Source organism: Klebsiella quasipneumoniae subsp. quasipneumoniae (assembly GCF_020525925.1).
Classification (GTDB): domain Bacteria; phylum Pseudomonadota; class Gammaproteobacteria; order Enterobacterales; family Enterobacteriaceae; genus Klebsiella; species Klebsiella quasipneumoniae.
Map to the genome: position 1 here is coordinate 4,290,775 of NZ_CP084876.1, position 16,419 is coordinate 4,307,193.

11 protein-coding genes, 3 tRNA genes and 3 rRNA genes are annotated in these 16,419 nt (G+C 55.1%); 8 read left to right on the forward strand and 9 right to left on the reverse strand.

What is annotated here, in order from left to right; genetic code table 11:
* Positions 1-88 precede the first annotated feature (88 nt).
* On the reverse strand, positions 89-1,279 hold the full coding sequence (locus LGM20_RS20710; RefSeq protein WP_023288495.1) for an MFS transporter: 1,191 nt from the start codon (positions 1,277-1,279) through the stop codon (positions 89-91).
* Positions 1,280-1,383: 104 nt separating this feature from the next.
* Here LGM20_RS20710 and yafC point away from each other — a divergent pair, with 104 nt between their 5' ends.
* Positions 1,384-2,289: a DNA-binding transcriptional regulator YafC gene (yafC, locus tag LGM20_RS20715; protein ID WP_032453031.1), complete on the forward strand. Its 906-nt coding sequence runs from the start codon at positions 1,384-1,386 to the stop codon at positions 2,287-2,289.
* A 32-nt stretch (positions 2,290-2,321) separates the two neighbouring features.
* Here the strand turns inward: yafC and dkgB are convergent, their stop codons facing one another.
* From dkgB to gmhB, 8 genes are all read right to left on the reverse strand, one after another.
* A complete protein-coding gene (dkgB, locus tag LGM20_RS20720) occupies positions 2,322-3,125 on the reverse strand; it encodes a 2,5-didehydrogluconate reductase DkgB (protein WP_044521108.1) in 804 nt (267 codons plus the stop codon).
* Positions 3,126-3,289: 164 nt separating this feature from the next.
* A tRNA-Asp gene (locus LGM20_RS20725) sits at positions 3,290-3,366 on the reverse strand.
* 57 nt (positions 3,367-3,423) lie between these two features.
* Positions 3,424-3,539 (reverse strand): 5S ribosomal RNA (gene rrf, locus LGM20_RS20730).
* 197 nt (positions 3,540-3,736) lie between these two features.
* Positions 3,737-6,639 (reverse strand): 23S ribosomal RNA (locus LGM20_RS20735).
* Positions 6,640-6,804: 165 nt separating this feature from the next.
* A tRNA-Ala gene (locus LGM20_RS20740) sits at positions 6,805-6,880 on the reverse strand.
* 106 nt (positions 6,881-6,986) lie between these two features.
* Positions 6,987-7,063: transfer RNA gene (locus LGM20_RS20745), tRNA-Ile, on the reverse strand.
* A 70-nt stretch (positions 7,064-7,133) separates the two neighbouring features.
* Positions 7,134-8,673, reverse strand: a 16S ribosomal RNA gene (locus LGM20_RS20750).
* Together the 16S, 23S and 5S rRNA genes with 3 tRNA genes alongside form the textbook arrangement of a ribosomal RNA operon.
* Positions 8,674-9,041: 368 nt before the next feature.
* Positions 9,042-9,608: a D-glycero-beta-D-manno-heptose 1,7-bisphosphate 7-phosphatase gene (gene gmhB, locus LGM20_RS20755; RefSeq protein WP_023292060.1), complete on the reverse strand. Its 567-nt coding sequence runs from the start codon at positions 9,606-9,608 to the stop codon at positions 9,042-9,044.
* Positions 9,609-9,796: 188 nt separating this feature from the next.
* On the opposite strand from gmhB, the gene metN reads away from it, so the two are divergent.
* The 7 genes from metN (at position 9,797) to LGM20_RS20790 (ending at position 16,285) form a co-directional block, all read left to right on the forward strand.
* Complete coding sequence (gene metN / locus LGM20_RS20760) at positions 9,797-10,828, forward strand: methionine ABC transporter ATP-binding protein MetN (RefSeq protein ID WP_002889450.1); 1,032 nt, start codon at positions 9,797-9,799, stop codon at positions 10,826-10,828.
* On the forward strand, positions 10,821-11,474 hold the full coding sequence (locus LGM20_RS20765) for a methionine ABC transporter permease MetI (protein ID WP_004204478.1): 654 nt from the start codon (positions 10,821-10,823) through the stop codon (positions 11,472-11,474). Before metN ends, LGM20_RS20765 begins: the two co-directional genes overlap by 8 nt.
* A 43-nt stretch (positions 11,475-11,517) precedes the next feature.
* On the forward strand, positions 11,518-12,333 hold the full coding sequence (metQ, locus tag LGM20_RS20770) for a methionine ABC transporter substrate-binding lipoprotein MetQ (RefSeq protein ID WP_002889445.1): 816 nt from the start codon (positions 11,518-11,520) through the stop codon (positions 12,331-12,333).
* 107 nt (positions 12,334-12,440) lie between these two features.
* Positions 12,441-12,848 carry an Rcs stress response system protein RcsF gene (rcsF, locus tag LGM20_RS20775; RefSeq protein ID WP_023292059.1) on the forward strand — a complete coding sequence of 136 codons (408 nt, stop codon included), beginning with the start codon at positions 12,441-12,443 and terminating at the stop codon, positions 12,846-12,848.
* Entirely contained in the window at positions 12,845-13,552 is a 708-nt protein-coding gene (tsaA, locus tag LGM20_RS20780; RefSeq protein WP_032452991.1) for a tRNA (N6-threonylcarbamoyladenosine(37)-N6)-methyltransferase TrmO, read from the forward strand. Before rcsF ends, tsaA begins: the two co-directional genes overlap by 4 nt.
* Positions 13,553-13,664: 112 nt before the next feature.
* Positions 13,665-15,383: a proline--tRNA ligase gene (gene proS / locus LGM20_RS20785; protein WP_044521092.1), complete on the forward strand. Its 1,719-nt coding sequence runs from the start codon at positions 13,665-13,667 to the stop codon at positions 15,381-15,383.
* Positions 15,384-15,442: 59 nt separating this feature from the next.
* Entirely contained in the window at positions 15,443-16,285 is an 843-nt protein-coding gene (locus LGM20_RS20790) for a YaeF family permuted papain-like enzyme (RefSeq protein WP_044521090.1), read from the forward strand.
* Positions 16,286-16,419: the final 134 nt, after the last annotated feature.

Here is a 16,419-nt window from a genome sequence, read left to right on the forward strand (position 1 = left end):
CTCGATAACAGAAACCAGCCCGACGACGACTGGTTATTCTGTTATAGGGATTTTCCCATACACTTTCAATGCAAATTGCGAGAAACCCTTAGCCTTCGGGAGAAAGCGCTGCCGAACGGCGTGGCAATTTATCTAAACGTCCGCTCAGGGCCACCAACAGCAAAGCGACCAGCACAATCACCGCGCCAATCCACGGCGTCTGCGCCAGACCGTACCGCTCGACCGTCTGTCCGCCGACGATCGACCCCAGCGCGATGCCGACGTTGAAGGCGGCAATATTCAGGCCGGATGCGATGTCGACAGCCCCGGGGGTGTACTGCTCTGCTTTTTGCACCACGTACACCTGCAGGCCCGGCACGTTGCCGAAGGCGAAAACGCCCATCACCAGCACCGTTGCCAGCGCGGCATAGTGAATGCTGGCGGTCAGCTGGAACACCAGCAGCAGCACAACCAGCGCGGCGAAGATAAACTTCAGCGCGGAGACGGCGCCATGCCTATCGGCCAGTTTGCCGCCCCATACGTTGCCAATAGCCACCGAGACGCCATAGCCCAGCAGGATCCAGCTCACGGCTGACGGGCTGAAGCCGGCCAGCTCCTGCATCATCGGCGCAAGGAAGGTAAAGGCGGTAAACACGCCGCCATAGCCCAGCGCGGTAATGGCATAGATCATCAGCAGGCGCGGATGGGTTAAGACTTTCAGCTGATCGCGCAGGCTGGCGCTGGCGCGGCCCGGGATATTATTCGGCACCAGAATCAGACTGCTGATAAGCGCAATCACCCCCAGAATCGATACCGCGAGGAACGTTTCCCGCCAGCCAAAATGCTGACCGATGAAAGTCCCGAATGGCACCCCGGTTACCAGCGCGACCGTCAGGCCGCCGAACATAATGGCGATAGCCGAGGCTGCTTTCTCTTTTGCCACCAGGCTGGTGGCGATTGTCGAGCCAATAGAAAAGAACACGCCGTGTGCCAGACCGGTCAGCAGGCGCGCCAGGATCAGCGTTTCATAGCCAGGGGCCTGCCAGGCCAGCACATTACCCGCCGTAAACAGGACCATCAACGCCAGCAGCAGCTGTTTACGCGGCATACGCCCCGTTAACGCCGTCAGCACTGGGGCGCCGATCGCCACGCCCAACGCATAGATAGAAACCAGCAGGCCTGCCGACGGCAGCGAAATAGAGAGTTGTTGGGCAATCGTCGGGACCAGGCCGACAATCACGAATTCAGTGGTGCCAATTGCGAAGGCACCGATGGTTAAGGCAAATAGCGCCAGTGGCATAATTTACTCCGTAGCATCAGGATTAAGATGACACGTAGTATGAAGGGTTGTATAAATAACAAAAACTATCAAAGTATCAATAGAATTTTGCTACAGGTGCAATAATGAGAGCCACATCCGAGGAGATCGCCATCTTTGTGGCGGTAGTGGAAAGCGGGAGTTTCAGCCGGGCGGCCGAACAGCTTGGTCAGGCCAACTCTGCCGTCAGCCGGGCAGTCAAAAAGCTCGAGTCCAAGCTTGGTGTTAGCCTGCTCAATCGGACCACCCGTCAGCTCAGTCTGACAGAGGAAGGCGAGCGCTATTTTCGCCGGATGCAGGTGGTATTGCAGGAGATGGCGGCGGCAGAAAACGACCTGCTGGAAACGCGCACGACGCCGCGGGGCCTGCTGCGGGTGGATGCCGCGACGCCGGTGATGCTGCATTTTCTCATGCCGCTGGTGAAGCCATTTCGCGAGCGTTACCCGGAAATGACGCTGTCGCTCGTGTCGTCAGAAACATTTATTAATCTGATTGAACGAAAAGTGGATGTGGCTATTCGGGCCGGAACCTTAACTGATTCCAGCCTGCGCGCCCGACCGCTGTTCACCAGCTATCGGAAGATCGTCGCCTCGCCAGAGTATGTTTCGCGCTACGGCGTGCCGCAGCATCCGTCAGATCTGAAACAACATCAATGTCTGGGCTTCACTGAACCCGTCTCTCTGAACACCTGGCCGGTATCCTGTTGCGATGGTCAGTTGTTAGAGATTGAGGCGGCGGTATCATCGAACAGTGGGGAAACGCTCAAGCAACTGTGTCTGACCGGGAACGGTATTGCCTGCCTGTCGGATTATATGGTGGATAAAGAGATAGCCAGTGGGGAGTTTGTTGAACTACTGGCCGACAAACGTTTGCCGGTGGAGATGCCCTTCAGCGCGGTGTACTACAGCGATAGAGCCGTCAGCACACGTATCAGGGCGTTTATTGATTTTCTGAGCGAATACGTAAAACAGCTCCCGAAGGAGCTGTCGTAGTACCCTCTGATGGGCATACCGGAAGCAGGAGATTAATCCCACTGCGGCGCCAGACCTTCCGGGCTCACCAGCCGATCGTTGCAATCCAGCGCGGCGATCGCCTGGCGATCATCATCATCCAGCTTCAGATCCAGCGCTTTCAGGTTGCTGGCCAGGTTCTCACGCTTCGTCGAGGATGGGATCACCGCGTACCCCTCGCCCATCGCCCATGCCAGGATAACCTGCGCCGGAGTCGCATTATGTTTCGCCGCGATACGGGCAATCACCTTATCTTTCAGCGCCTTACCGTAGGCCAGGGTCATGTAGGAGGTGATATGGATACCGTGCTCATGCGCCCAATCGACGACTTTACGGTTTTGCAGATACGGCGAAAGCTCAATCTGATTGGTAGCAATGTTTTCAGCGCCAACGGCGGCAATCGCGCGCTCCATCAGTGGAATAGTGAAGTTGGAGATACCGATCTGACGGGTCAGGCCGAGCGCCTTCGCTTCCATCAGAGCAGCCATAAACTCTTCAACAGCTACCGCATCATTCGGTGACGGCCAGTGGATCAGCGTCAGATCAACATAGTCAGTGCGTAGCTTCTGCAGGCTCTCTTGCAGGCTGGCGATCAGCTTGTCTTTGCTCAGGTTTTCGATCCAGATTTTGGTTGTGATGAACAGCTCATCACGCGGCACGCCGCTCTCAGCGAGAGCCTGACCCACCGTGGCTTCGTTGTCGTAGATTTGCGCGGTGTCGATAGTACGATAGCCCAGCTCCAGCGCGGTTTTTACGGATGCGATAACAACATCATCTTTCAGACGGAAGGTGCCAAGACCAAATGCAGGGATTGCCATGTTTTTCCTCGTTATTTGTTCATTTCGGTTAACGGATGAAATTATGGCTGATGGTGTGGAGGGGAAAAAGAGCGATTAATGCAGAGGATTTTTGCTGATTTAGCAATAATCGGAAACAGATCAAACAAAAAAGCCCTGAGCAGATGCTCAGGGCTCTTATTAAGTGGCGGAACGGACGGGACTCGAACCCGCGACCCCCTGCGTGACAGGCAGGTATTCTAACCGACTGAACTACCGCTCCACCGAATTTTTTCGCTTTATTACCACCGGTTGTCACCCCGGCTTACTGCAATTTGATGCCTGGCAGTTCCCTACTCTCACATGGGGAGACCCCACACTACCATCGGCGCTACGGCGTTTCACTTCTGAGTTCGGCATGGGGTCAGGTGGGACCACCGCGCTAGTGCCGCCAGGCAAATTCTTTGTGCTCAGTACGCAATGCTTTATCGCATCAGCTGCGTTGCCTGCGCTCGCAAAGTCAGTCACATACTTCAGTATGCTCCTTCCTTTCCTTCGCTTGTCGCCTTGCTGCTGCGCAAATTATTGCGTACTCAACTCTGAATCTAAGCTGAAAATCTTCTCTCAATCCGCCAAAACATCTTCGGCGTTGTAAGGTTAAGCCTCACGGTTCATTAGTACCGGTTAGCTCAACGCATCGCTGCGCTTACACACCCGGCCTATCAACGTCGTCGTCTTCAACGTTCCTTCAGGAGACTTATAGTCTCAGGGAGAACTCATCTCGGGGCAAGTTTCGTGCTTAGATGCTTTCAGCACTTATCTCTTCCGCATTTAGCTACCGGGCAGTGCCATTGGCATGACAACCCGAACACCAGTGATGCGTCCACTCCGGTCCTCTCGTACTAGGAGCAGCCCCCCTCAATTCTCCAGCGCCCACGGCAGATAGGGACCGAACTGTCTCACGACGTTCTAAACCCAGCTCGCGTACCACTTTAAATGGCGAACAGCCATACCCTTGGGACCTACTTCAGCCCCAGGATGTGATGAGCCGACATCGAGGTGCCAAACACCGCCGTCGATATGAACTCTTGGGCGGTATCAGCCTGTTATCCCCGGAGTACCTTTTATCCGTTGAGCGATGGCCCTTCCATTCAGAACCACCGGATCACTATGACCTGCTTTCGCACCTGCTCGCGCCGTCACGCTCGCAGTCAAGCTAGCTTATGCCATTGCACTAACCTCCTGATGTCCGACCAGGATTAGCTAACCTTCGTGCTCCTCCGTTACGCTTTGGGAGGAGACCGCCCCAGTCAAACTACCCACCAGACACTGTCCGCAACCCCGATTAGGGGCCCACGTTAGAACATCAAACATTAAAGGGTGGTATTTCAAGGTTGGCTCCACGCAGACTGGCGTCCACGCTTCAAAGCCTCCCACCTATCCTACACATCAAGGCTCAATGTTCAGTGTCAAGCTATAGTAAAGGTTCACGGGGTCTTTCCGTCTTGCCGCGGGTACACTGCATCTTCACAGCGAGTTCAATTTCACTGAGTCTCGGGTGGAGACAGCCTGGCCATCATTACGCCATTCGTGCAGGTCGGAACTTACCCGACAAGGAATTTCGCTACCTTAGGACCGTTATAGTTACGGCCGCCGTTTACCGGGGCTTCGATCAAGAGCTTCTCCTTACGGATAACCCCATCAATTAACCTTCCGGCACCGGGCAGGCGTCACACCGTATACGTCCACTTTCGTGTTTGCACAGTGCTGTGTTTTTAATAAACAGTTGCAGCCAGCTGGTATCTTCGACTGGTCTCAGCTCCATCCGCAGGGACTTCACCTACACACCAGCGTGCCTTCTCCCGAAGTTACGGCACCATTTTGCCTAGTTCCTTCACCCGAGTTCTCTCAAGCGCCTTGGTATTCTCTACCTGACCACCTGTGTCGGTTTGGGGTACGATTTGATGTTACCTGATGCTTAGAGGCTTTTCCTGGAAGCAGGGCATTTGTTACTTCAGCACCGTAGTGCCTCGTCATCACACCTCAGCCTTGATTATCCGGATTTGCCTGGATAACCAGCCTACATGCTTAAACCGGGACAACCGTCGCCCGGCTAACATAGCCTTCTCCGTCCCCCCTTCGCAGTAACACCAAGTACAGGAATATTAACCTGTTTCCCATCGACTACGCCTTTCGGCCTCGCCTTAGGGGTCGACTCACCCTGCCCCGATTAACGTTGGACAGGAACCCTTGGTCTTCCGGCGAGCGGGCTTTTCACCCGCTTTATCGTTACTTATGTCAGCATTCGCACTTCTGATACCTCCAGCAGCCCTCACAGGCCACCTTCGCAGGCTTACAGAACGCTCCCCTACCCAACAACGCATAAGCGTCGCTGCCGCAGCTTCGGTGCATGGTTTAGCCCCGTTACATCTTCCGCGCAGGCCGACTCGACCAGTGAGCTATTACGCTTTCTTTAAATGATGGCTGCTTCTAAGCCAACATCCTGGCTGTCTGTGCCTTCCCACATCGTTTCCCACTTAACCATGACTTTGGGACCTTAGCTGGCGGTCTGGGTTGTTTCCCTCTTCACGACGGACGTTAGCACCCGCCGTGTGTCTCCCGTGATAACATTCTTCGGTATTCGTAGTTTGCATCGGGTTGGTAAGTCGGGATGACCCCCTAGCCGAAACAGTGCTCTACCCCCGAAGATGAGTTCACGAGGCGCTACCTAAATAGCTTTCGGGGAGAACCAGCTATCTCCCGGTTTGATTGGCCTTTCACCCCCAGCCACAAGTCATCCGCTAATTTTTCAACATTAGTCGGTTCGGTCCTCCAGTTAGTGTTACCCAACCTTCAACCTGCCCATGGCTAGATCACCGGGTTTCGGGTCTATACCCTGCAACTTAACGCCCAGTTAAGACTCGGTTTCCCTGCGGCTCCCCTATACGGTTAACCTTGCTACAGAATATAAGTCGCTGACCCATTATACAAAAGGTACGCAGTCACACCCGAAGGTGCTCCCACTGCTTGTACGTACACGGTTTCAGGTTCTTTTTCACTCCCCTCGCCGGGGTTCTTTTCGCCTTTCCCTCACGGTACTGGTTCACTATCGGTCAGTCAGGAGTATTTAGCCTTGGAGGATGGTCCCCCCATATTCAGACAGGATACCACGTGTCCCGCCCTACTCTTCGAGTTCACAACCTGTGCATTTTGGTGTACGGGACTATCACCCTGTACCGTCGGACTTTCCAGACCGTTCCACTAACACACAAGCTGATTCAGACTCTGGGCTGCTCCCCGTTCGCTCGCCGCTACTGGGGGAATCTCGGTTGATTTCTTTTCCTCGGGGTACTTAGATGTTTCAGTTCCCCCGGTTCGCCTCGTTAACCTATGTATTCAGTTAACGATAGTGCAACGAATTGCACTGGGTTTCCCCATTCGGACATCGCCGGCTGTAACGGTTCATATCACCTTACCGACGCTTTTCGCAGATTAGCACGTCCTTCATCGCCTCTGACTGCCAGGGCATCCACCGTGTACGCTTAGTCGCTTAACCTCACAACCCGAAGATGTCTTCAGATTGCGAAAATTTGAGAGACTCGAACACACTTAAACAGTGTGTCGTTTCAATTTTCAGCTTGATCCAGATTTTTAAAGAGCAAAACTTCGCAGTGCACCTTTTCAGGTTCACTCTGAAGTTTTCTTGTGTTCGCAGTAAAGATGGTGGAGCTATGCGGGATCGAACCGCAGACCTCCTGCGTGCAAAGCAGGCGCTCTCCCAGCTGAGCTATAGCCCCATCGGTGTTATCTCTGTACCGGTAATTTTTCCTGAGACAAGGCGTGGTCAAGCGAAGCATACTGAAGTATGCGAGCTTTGCCACAACGCAGTATTCAGGGAAAATTTGGTAGGCCTGAGTGGACTTGAACCACCGACCTCACCCTTATCAGGGGTGCGCTCTAACCACCTGAGCTACAAGCCTGCAGAGATTATTTACTGCTCTATTTCATCAGACAATCTGTGTGAACACTACAAAGGCAGGTTCTTTAAGGTAAGGAGGTGATCCAACCGCAGGTTCCCCTACGGTTACCTTGTTACGACTTCACCCCAGTCATGAATCACAAAGTGGTAAGCGCCCTCCCGAAGGTTAAGCTACCTACTTCTTTTGCAACCCACTCCCATGGTGTGACGGGCGGTGTGTACAAGGCCCGGGAACGTATTCACCGTAGCATTCTGATCTACGATTACTAGCGATTCCGACTTCATGGAGTCGAGTTGCAGACTCCAATCCGGACTACGACATACTTTATGAGGTCCGCTTGCTCTCGCGAGGTCGCTTCTCTTTGTATATGCCATTGTAGCACGTGTGTAGCCCTGGTCGTAAGGGCCATGATGACTTGACGTCATCCCCACCTTCCTCCAGTTTATCACTGGCAGTCTCCTTTGAGTTCCCGGCCTAACCGCTGGCAACAAAGGATAAGGGTTGCGCTCGTTGCGGGACTTAACCCAACATTTCACAACACGAGCTGACGACAGCCATGCAGCACCTGTCTCACAGTTCCCGAAGGCACCAAGCCATCTCTGGCAAGTTCTGTGGATGTCAAGACCAGGTAAGGTTCTTCGCGTTGCATCGAATTAAACCACATGCTCCACCGCTTGTGCGGGCCCCCGTCAATTCATTTGAGTTTTAACCTTGCGGCCGTACTCCCCAGGCGGTCGATTTAACGCGTTAGCTCCGGAAGCCACGCCTCAAGGGCACAACCTCCAAATCGACATCGTTTACGGCGTGGACTACCAGGGTATCTAATCCTGTTTGCTCCCCACGCTTTCGCACCTGAGCGTCAGTCTTTGTCCAGGGGGCCGCCTTCGCCACCGGTATTCCTCCAGATCTCTACGCATTTCACCGCTACACCTGGAATTCTACCCCCCTCTACAAGACTCTAGCCTGCCAGTTTCGAATGCAGTTCCCAGGTTGAGCCCGGGGATTTCACATCCGACTTGACAGACCGCCTGCGTGCGCTTTACGCCCAGTAATTCCGATTAACGCTTGCACCCTCCGTATTACCGCGGCTGCTGGCACGGAGTTAGCCGGTGCTTCTTCTGCGGGTAACGTCAATCGACAAGGTTATTAACCTTATCGCCTTCCTCCCCGCTGAAAGTGCTTTACAACCCGAAGGCCTTCTTCACACACGCGGCATGGCTGCATCAGGCTTGCGCCCATTGTGCAATATTCCCCACTGCTGCCTCCCGTAGGAGTCTGGACCGTGTCTCAGTTCCAGTGTGGCTGGTCATCCTCTCAGACCAGCTAGGGATCGTCGCCTAGGTGAGCCATTACCCCACCTACTAGCTAATCCCATCTGGGCACATCTGATGGCATGAGGCCCGAAGGTCCCCCACTTTGGTCTTGCGACGTTATGCGGTATTAGCTACCGTTTCCAGTAGTTATCCCCCTCCATCAGGCAGTTTCCCAGACATTACTCACCCGTCCGCCGCTCGTCACCCGAGAGCAAGCTCTCTGTGCTACCGCTCGACTTGCATGTGTTAGGCCTGCCGCCAGCGTTCAATCTGAGCCATGATCAAACTCTTCAATTTAAGTTTGATGCTCAAAGAATTAAACTTCGTAATGAATTACGTGTTCACTCTTGAGACTTGGTATTCATTTTTCGTCCGAGGACGTTAAGAATCCATGTCACTTTGAGTGCCCACACAGATTGTCTGATAAATTGTTAAAGAGCAGTTGCGACGCGCTTTAGCGCTCTGTCGCGAGGTGGCGTATATTACGCTTTCCTCTTTCAGAGTCAACCCGTTTTTCAGGATTTTTCTCTTCAACCGAACCGGCTGTTTGTGTGAAGTGATTCACATCCGCCGTGTCGATGGAGGCGCATTATAGGGAGCCCGCCGGGAATGACAAGCGGAAAAATACAATTTTATTTCAACCGCTCATCTTTTATACGCAACGCTTATTTTTGCTGCTTTTTAATCGCCGCCGGCAGCTCGGCCAGGCTATTTAGCACCCAATCCGCGGCTTTTTCCGCTTCTTCAGTAACAGGCTTACCGGTACGCACCAGCACTTTAGTACCGACATCAGCGGCCGCTGCAGCCTGCATATCTTCCAGTTTGTCCCCTACCATATAGGAAGCGGCCATATCGATATGCAGATAATCGCGGGCGGAGATCAGCATCCCCGGATGCGGTTTACGGCAATCACAGGTCTGACGGTACTCCTCAACCGCACCCTGCGGGTGATGCGGGCAATAATAGATACCGTCCAGATCGACGCCACGGTCTGCCAGAGACCAGTCCATCCATTCGGTCAGCGTTTCAAACTGGGCTTCGGTAAATTTACCGCGAGCAATACCGGACTGGTTAGTGACCAGCACCAGCGCGTAGCCCATCTCTTTGAGCTCGCGCATTGCGTCAATGACGCCATCGATAAATTCAAAATTGTCGATTTCGTGGACGTAGCCATGATCGACATTAATGGTGCCGTCACGGTCGAGAAAAATTGCGGGTACTGACTTTGCCACCGGTTTGCTCCTGAAAAAGGCTAGTGCCGTTAGTATCGCATGTTTCCGCATGCAAGAAAGTGCTCATTATAAAGAGTCAGATTGATTTAGACGTCTGGATGCCTTAACATCCATTTCATTGCCAGGCATCGCCTGGATACGGCAGAAGAAAATGCCACGGCAAACGGCTAAACGATAATAAATAACTGATGATTAAACTTTCCAATATCACCAAAGTGTTCCAGCAGGGGAATCGCAGCATTCAGGCGCTGAACAATGTCAGCCTGCATGTCCCTGCCGGACAAATTTACGGCGTCATCGGTGCCTCAGGCGCCGGTAAAAGTACGCTGATTCGCTGCGTTAACCTGCTGGAGCGCCCGACCGAGGGCAGCGTACAGGTTGACGGTCAGGAACTGACTGCGCTGTCGGAAAAAGAGCTAACCCGCGCTCGCCGTCAGATTGGCATGATTTTCCAGCATTTTAACCTGCTGGCATCCCGCACCGTTTTCGGCAACGTGGCGTTACCCCTGGAGCTGGATAACACGCCACAGGCAGAAATCAAACGCCGTGTGACGGAGCTGCTGGATCTTGTCGGCCTGGGTGATAAGCACGACAGCTATCCGGCTAATCTCTCCGGCGGCCAGAAACAGCGTGTCGCCATTGCCCGCGCGCTGGCCAGTAACCCCAAGGTGCTGCTGTGCGATGAAGCCACCAGCGCCCTGGATCCGGCCACCACCCGTTCCATTCTCGAACTGCTGAAAGACATTAACCGTCGTCTGGGGCTGACCATCCTGCTGATCACCCACGAAATGGATGTAGTGAAACGCATCTGCGACTGCGTGGCGGTGATTAGCAACGGCCAGTTGATTGAACAGGACACGGTGAGCGAAGTCTTCTCCCATCCGAAGACGCCGCTGGCCCAGCAGTTTATTCAGTCGACGCTGCACCTGGATATTCCTGATGACTACCAGGCGCGCCTGAAACCTACCGCCACAGCGGATAGCGTACCGATGCTGCGCATGGAATTTACCGGCCACTCCGTCGATGCGCCGCTGCTTTCTGAAACCGCGCGTCGCTTCAACGTGAATAACAACATTATTAGCGCGCAGATGGATTATGCCGGCGGGGTGAAGTTCGGCATCATGCTGACCGAAATGCACGGTACACAGGAAGACACTCAGGCGGCTATCGCCTGGCTGCAGGAACATCATGTAAAAGTAGAGGTATTGGGTTATGTCTGAGGCAATGATGTGGCTGCTGTTGCGCGGCGTATGGGAAACGCTGGCAATGACCTTTGTCTCCGGCTTCTTCGGTTTTGTCCTTGGTCTGCCGGTGGGCGTGCTGCTGTACGTGACCCGTCCGGGGCAAATCGTCGCCAATGCTAAACTGTACCGGACGCTGTCGGCGCTGGTGAACATTTTCCGCTCCATCCCGTTCATTATCCTGCTGGTCTGGATGATCCCGTTTACCCGCGTGATCGTCGGCACCTCAATCGGCCTGCAGGCGGCGATCGTGCCGTTGACGGTGGGCGCCGCGCCGTTTATCGCTCGCATGGTGGAGAACGCCCTGCTGGAGATCCCGACCGGCCTTATCGAAGCCTCCCGGGCGATGGGCGCCACGCCGCTGCAGATCGTGCGTAAGGTTCTGCTGCCTGAAGCGCTGCCGGGTCTGGTCAACGCCGCCACCATCACCCTGATCACCCTGGTGGGCTATTCCGCCATGGGCGGCGCGGTGGGCGCCGGTGGTCTGGGGCAGATTGGTTACCAGTATGGCTATATCGGTTACAACGCCACCGTGATGAATACCGTACTGGTATTGCTGGTTATTCTGGTTTATTTAATTCAATTCTCTGGCGATCGCATCGTCCGGGCTGTGACTCATAAATAACGTTATTGGCAGACAACACTCATTCTTACAGGAAGGAAATAACATGGCCTTTAATTTCAAAACCTTTGCGGCAGTTGGTGCGTTAATCGGTTCTCTGGCGCTGGTGGGTTGCGGTCAGGATGAAAAAGATCCGAATCATATTAAAGTCGGCGTTATCGTCGGGGCGGAGCAGCAGGTCGCTGAAGTCGCGCAGAAAGTGGCAAAAGAGAAGTATGGCCTTGACGTTGAGCTGGTGACCTTCAACGATTACGTTCTGCCGAACGAAGCGCTGAGCAAAGGCGATATCGACGTCAACGCCTTCCAGCATAAACCGTATCTCGACCAGCAGATTAAAGACCGCGGCTACAAGCTGGTGGCTGTCGGCAACACCTTCGTCTACCCGATCGCGGGTTACTCGAAGAAAATTAAATCGCTGGACGAACTGCAGCCGGGCTCGCAGATCGCCGTCCCTAACGATCCGACCAACCTCGGTCGTTCTCTGCTGCTGCTGCAGCAGGTGGGCCTGATCAAACTGAAGGACGGCGTAGGCCTGCTGCCGACCTCGCTGGATATCGTCGAGAACCCGAAAAACCTGAAGATTGTTGAACTGGAAGCGCCGCAGCTGCCGCGTTCTCTTGACGACGCGCAGATTGCGCTGGCCGTTATCAACACCACTTACGCCAGCCAGATTGGCCTGACCCCGGCGAAAGACGGCATCTTTGTCGAAGGGAAAGAGTCGCCGTACGTGAACCTGATCGTGGCGCGTGAAGACAATAAAGATGCTGAGAATGTGAAAAAATTCGTTCAGGCTTACCAGAGCGATGAAGTTTACGAAGCAGCAAACAAGATCTTTAACGGCGGCGCAGTGAAAGGCTGGTAATCTTTTCTCACCGTAATATCATTCAGGACGGGCTTCACGCCCGTCTTGTCATTTATGCAAGCACCTGATTCAATAACGCCCTGTTTTTTATTCATTGAGGAAATACTATGCGTGCTTTACCGGTCTGTTTGTTAGCACTCATGTTAAGCGGTTGTTCCATGCTAAGCAGATCTCCCGTTGAACCTGTTCAAAGCACTGCAACTCCCCCGGTTAAATCGGAGCCGAGCAAACCACGCGCAACCCGTCCGGCGCCGGTACGTATTTATACCGATGCGTCAGAGCTGGTAGGTAAACCATTCCGCGATCTGGGGGAAGTGTCTGGCGAGTCCTGCCAGGCCTCGAATCAGGATTCTCCGCCGAATATCCCTACCGCCCGCAAGCGCCTGCAGATTAATGCTGCACGTATGAAAGCCAATGCTGTCCTGCTGCACCGCTGCGAAGTGACCAGCGGCACCCCAGGCTGCTACCGTCAGGCGGTTTGTCTGGGCTCGGCGCTTAACGTCTCGGCGCAATGAGTGCATTTCAGTTCGCGCAGATAGGCGTGATCCGCTCGCCGTATAAAGAGAAGTTTGCCGTACCTCGCCAGCCGGGTCTGGTCAAGCACGGCGGCGGAGAACTCCATCTGATCGCGCCCTACAACCAGGCCGACGCCGTGCGTGGTCTGGAAAGCTTCAGCCATCTGTGGATCCTGTTTGTGTTTCATCAGACCATGGAAGGCGGCTGGCGTCCGACGGTGCGCCCTCCCCGTCTCGGGGGCAACGCGCGTATGGGCGTCTTCGCCACCCGCTCCACCTTTCGCCCCAATCCCATTGGCATGTCTCTGGTTGAGCTGAAGGGCGTTCGCTGTCAGAAAGAGCAGGTGATACTGGAACTCGGCAGCCTCGATCTCGTCGACGGTACGCCGGTGGTCGACATCAAACCCTATCTGCCGTTTGCCGAAGCGCTGCCCAACGCGCACGCCAGCTACGCGCAACAGGCGCCGCAGGCGGATCAGGTCGTCAGTTTTACCGCCGACGTCGAAACGCAGCTTTTGCATCTGGAGAAGCGTTATCCGCACCTGAAGGCGTTTATCCGAGAGGTGCTGGCGCAGGATCCGCGTCCGGCCTACCGTAAGGAGGAAGAGGCAGGCAAAAATTACGCCGTCTGGCTGCTGGATTTCAACGTCCGCTGGCGGGTGACTGCCTCCGGTTTTGAAGTCTTTGCCCTCGAAGCGCGCTAATTTTATTTTCCTCTCTTTTGGCATCTTTGCCACACTGGTAAACTAAACCACTTTTTTTGTTTCAGGCTGGGCAACCAGCCTGTTCCGCTCGTTTAACTGGAACCGTTACAACATGCGTACTAGCCAATATCTGCTCTCCACTCTGAAGGAGACACCTGCCGACGCCGAGGTAATCAGCCACCAGCTGATGCTGCGCGCCGGGATGATCCGCAAGCTGGCCTCCGGGTTATACACCTGGCTGCCGACCGGCGTGCGCGTCCTGAAAAAAGTCGAAAACATCGTGCGTGAAGAGATGAACAACGCCGGTGCGATCGAGGTGTTAATGCCGGTCGTTCAGCCATCTGAACTGTGGCAGGAGAGCGGTCGCTGGGAGCAGTACGGCCCGGAACTGCTGCGCATTGCCGATCGTGGCGATCGTCCGTTCGTCCTCGGTCCAACCCACGAAGAGGTCATCACCGATCTGATCCGCAACGAGCTGAACTCCTATAAGCAGCTGCCGCTGAACTTCTATCAGATCCAGACCAAATTCCGCGACGAAGTGCGCCCGCGTTTCGGCGTGATGCGCTCCCGCGAATTCCTGATGAAAGATGCGTACTCTTTCCATACTTCGCAGGAATCGCTGCAGGAAACCTACGATGCGATGTACGCCGCTTACAGCAAAATCTTCAGCCGTATGGGGCTGGATTTCCGCGCGGTACAGGCTGATACCGGCTCCATCGGCGGCAGCGCCTCTCATGAATTCCAGGTGCTGGCGCAGAGCGGCGAAGACGATGTGATCTTCTCCGACAGCTCCGACTACGCGGCAAACATCGAGTTTGCGGAAGCCGTTGCGCCGAAAACGCCGCGCGCAGACGCCACCCAGGAGTTGACCCTGGTCGACACGCCGAACGCCAAAACCATCGCCGAGCTGGTTGAGCAGTTCAACCTGCCGATCGAAAAAACCGTGAAAACCCTGCTGGTGAAAGCGGTTGAAGATAGCGCTTCCCCACTGGTTGCCCTGCTGGTGCGCGGCGATCACGAGCTGAACGAAGTGAAAGCGGAAAAACTGCCGCAGGTCGCCAGCCCCCTGACCTTCGCCACCGAAGAAGAGATCCGCGCCCTGGTGAAAGCCGGTCCGGGCTCCCTGGGTCCGGTGAACCTGCCGGTGCCGGTGATTATCGACCGTACTGTGGCGGTGATGAGCGATTTCGCCGCCGGCGCCAACATCGACGGCAAACACTACTTCGGCATCAACTGGGACCGCGATGTCGCCACGCCGGAAGTCGCTGACATCCGTAACGTCGTTGCCGGCGATCCGAGCCCGGACGGCAAAGGTACCCTGCTTATTAAGCGCGGTATCGAAGTGGGTCATATCTTCCAGCTGGGGACGAAGTACTCCGAGGCGATGAAAGCCGCGGTTCAGGGCGAAGATGGCCGCAACCAGATCCTGACCATGGGTTGCTATGGTATCGGGGTCACTCGCGTGGTGGCGGCGGCGATTGAGCAGAACTTTGACGATCGCGGTATTGTCTGGCCAGATGCGATTGCGCCGTTCCAGGTGGCGATCCTGCCGATGAACATGCATAAATCTTACCGTGTGCAGGAGCTGGCGGAGAAACTGTACGCCGAGCTGAGCGCCCAGGGTATTGAAGTGCTGATGGACGATCGTAAAGAGCGTCCGGGCGTGATGTTCGCCGATATGGAGCTGATCGGTATCCCGCACACCATCGTGCTGGGCGATCGTAACCTCGACAACGACGATATCGAATATAAGTATCGTCGCAACGGTGAGAAGCAGCTGATCAAGACCGGGAATATTGTGGAATATCTGGTTAAAGCGATAAAAGGCTAATCACCCGACTCAGGGCCCTGAACGGATGTCAGGGCCTTTTTTTTACAAGGACTGTACCCATGACTGCACCTCTCCTCAGCAGCGGGCTGCTTACCTCCGCCCTGCTCCTGCTTACCGCCTGCACTGTAGACGTCGGCCGCAGCGCCCCTTCCGCATCCGCTACCGATGGCCGCTCACCGCCATGGGCTGTCACCCTCCAGCGTCAAAGCTCGATTGCCGGCAGCGGACTGCGCGAAATCGCCGAAAGCGACCTTCGTTCCGGCGACCTGCTCTTCTCCTCCAGCCTTGGCGTCACTTCGCTTGGGATCCGCGCCTTCAGCGCCTCTTCCGTGAGCCACGTCGCGCTGTATCTCGGCGAGGGTCAAATTGCGGAGGCTACCGGCGCCGGCGTGCAGGTGATATCGCTACAGCAAGCGATGACGCACAGCGATAAACTCTTTGCCCTCAGGGTGCCCGATCTGACGCCGGACCAGGCGATGGCGATGAGAAGTTTTGCCTGGCAGGTCAAAGACAGCGGGTATAACTATCGCGGCATTATTCAGTTTATCCCTTATATGGTCACCAAACCGCTCTGCTCGCTCAACCCTTTCTCGCGTAACTTTCGCCAGCAGTGCGTAAGCGGCCTGGCCAAAGCGCAACTGGGCGATGGGGCCAGCCCCGACAAGAAAGCGTGGTTTTGCTCGGAGTTTGTCAGCGAGGCCTTTGTCAGAGCCGGGCATCCGCTGACCCTGGCGCAGGCGGCGTGGATCAGCCCATCCGATCTGCTGCACATGCGGGAAGGAGATGTCGCCACCTTTAAACCCGAGACGCAGCTGCAGTATGTCGGGCATCTGAAACCAGGGGTTTATCTTCAGGCCGGTAAACTGGTGGGGTTGAGCAAACCGAAGGCCGGTGCGGAGTAAAAGAACGATTTGCCCTTTACCCCCCCGTCATGAGGCTCATGCTTCGTGCGCTATGGTTGGTGGAAAAGGGGGGACGGTAAAACCGCAATGACCCAATTCCGCTGGCCGGCTACCGCTGAGGCGTATCCCCTGCC

Excerpts from the sequence above, each read along its gene's own strand:
- LGM20_RS20710 (WP_023288495.1), bottom strand. The coding sequence starts at position 1,279 with ATGCCACTGGCGCTATTTGCCTTAACCATCGGTGCCTTCGCAATTGGC.
- yafC (WP_032453031.1), top strand. The coding sequence starts at position 1,384 with ATGAGAGCCACATCCGAGGAGATCGCCATCTTTGTGGCGGTAGTGGAA.
- dkgB (WP_044521108.1), bottom strand. The coding sequence starts at position 3,125 with ATGGCAATCCCTGCATTTGGTCTTGGCACCTTCCGTCTGAAAGATGAT.
- metN (WP_002889450.1), top strand. The coding sequence starts at position 9,797 with ATGATTAAACTTTCCAATATCACCAAAGTGTTCCAGCAGGGGAATCGC.
- LGM20_RS20765 (WP_004204478.1), top strand. The coding sequence starts at position 10,821 with ATGTCTGAGGCAATGATGTGGCTGCTGTTGCGCGGCGTATGGGAAACG.
- metQ (WP_002889445.1), top strand. The coding sequence starts at position 11,518 with ATGGCCTTTAATTTCAAAACCTTTGCGGCAGTTGGTGCGTTAATCGGT.
- rcsF (WP_023292059.1), top strand. The coding sequence starts at position 12,441 with ATGCGTGCTTTACCGGTCTGTTTGTTAGCACTCATGTTAAGCGGTTGT.
- tsaA (WP_032452991.1), top strand. The coding sequence starts at position 12,845 with ATGAGTGCATTTCAGTTCGCGCAGATAGGCGTGATCCGCTCGCCGTAT.
- proS (WP_044521092.1), top strand. The coding sequence starts at position 13,665 with ATGCGTACTAGCCAATATCTGCTCTCCACTCTGAAGGAGACACCTGCC.
- LGM20_RS20790 (WP_044521090.1), top strand. The coding sequence starts at position 15,443 with ATGACTGCACCTCTCCTCAGCAGCGGGCTGCTTACCTCCGCCCTGCTC.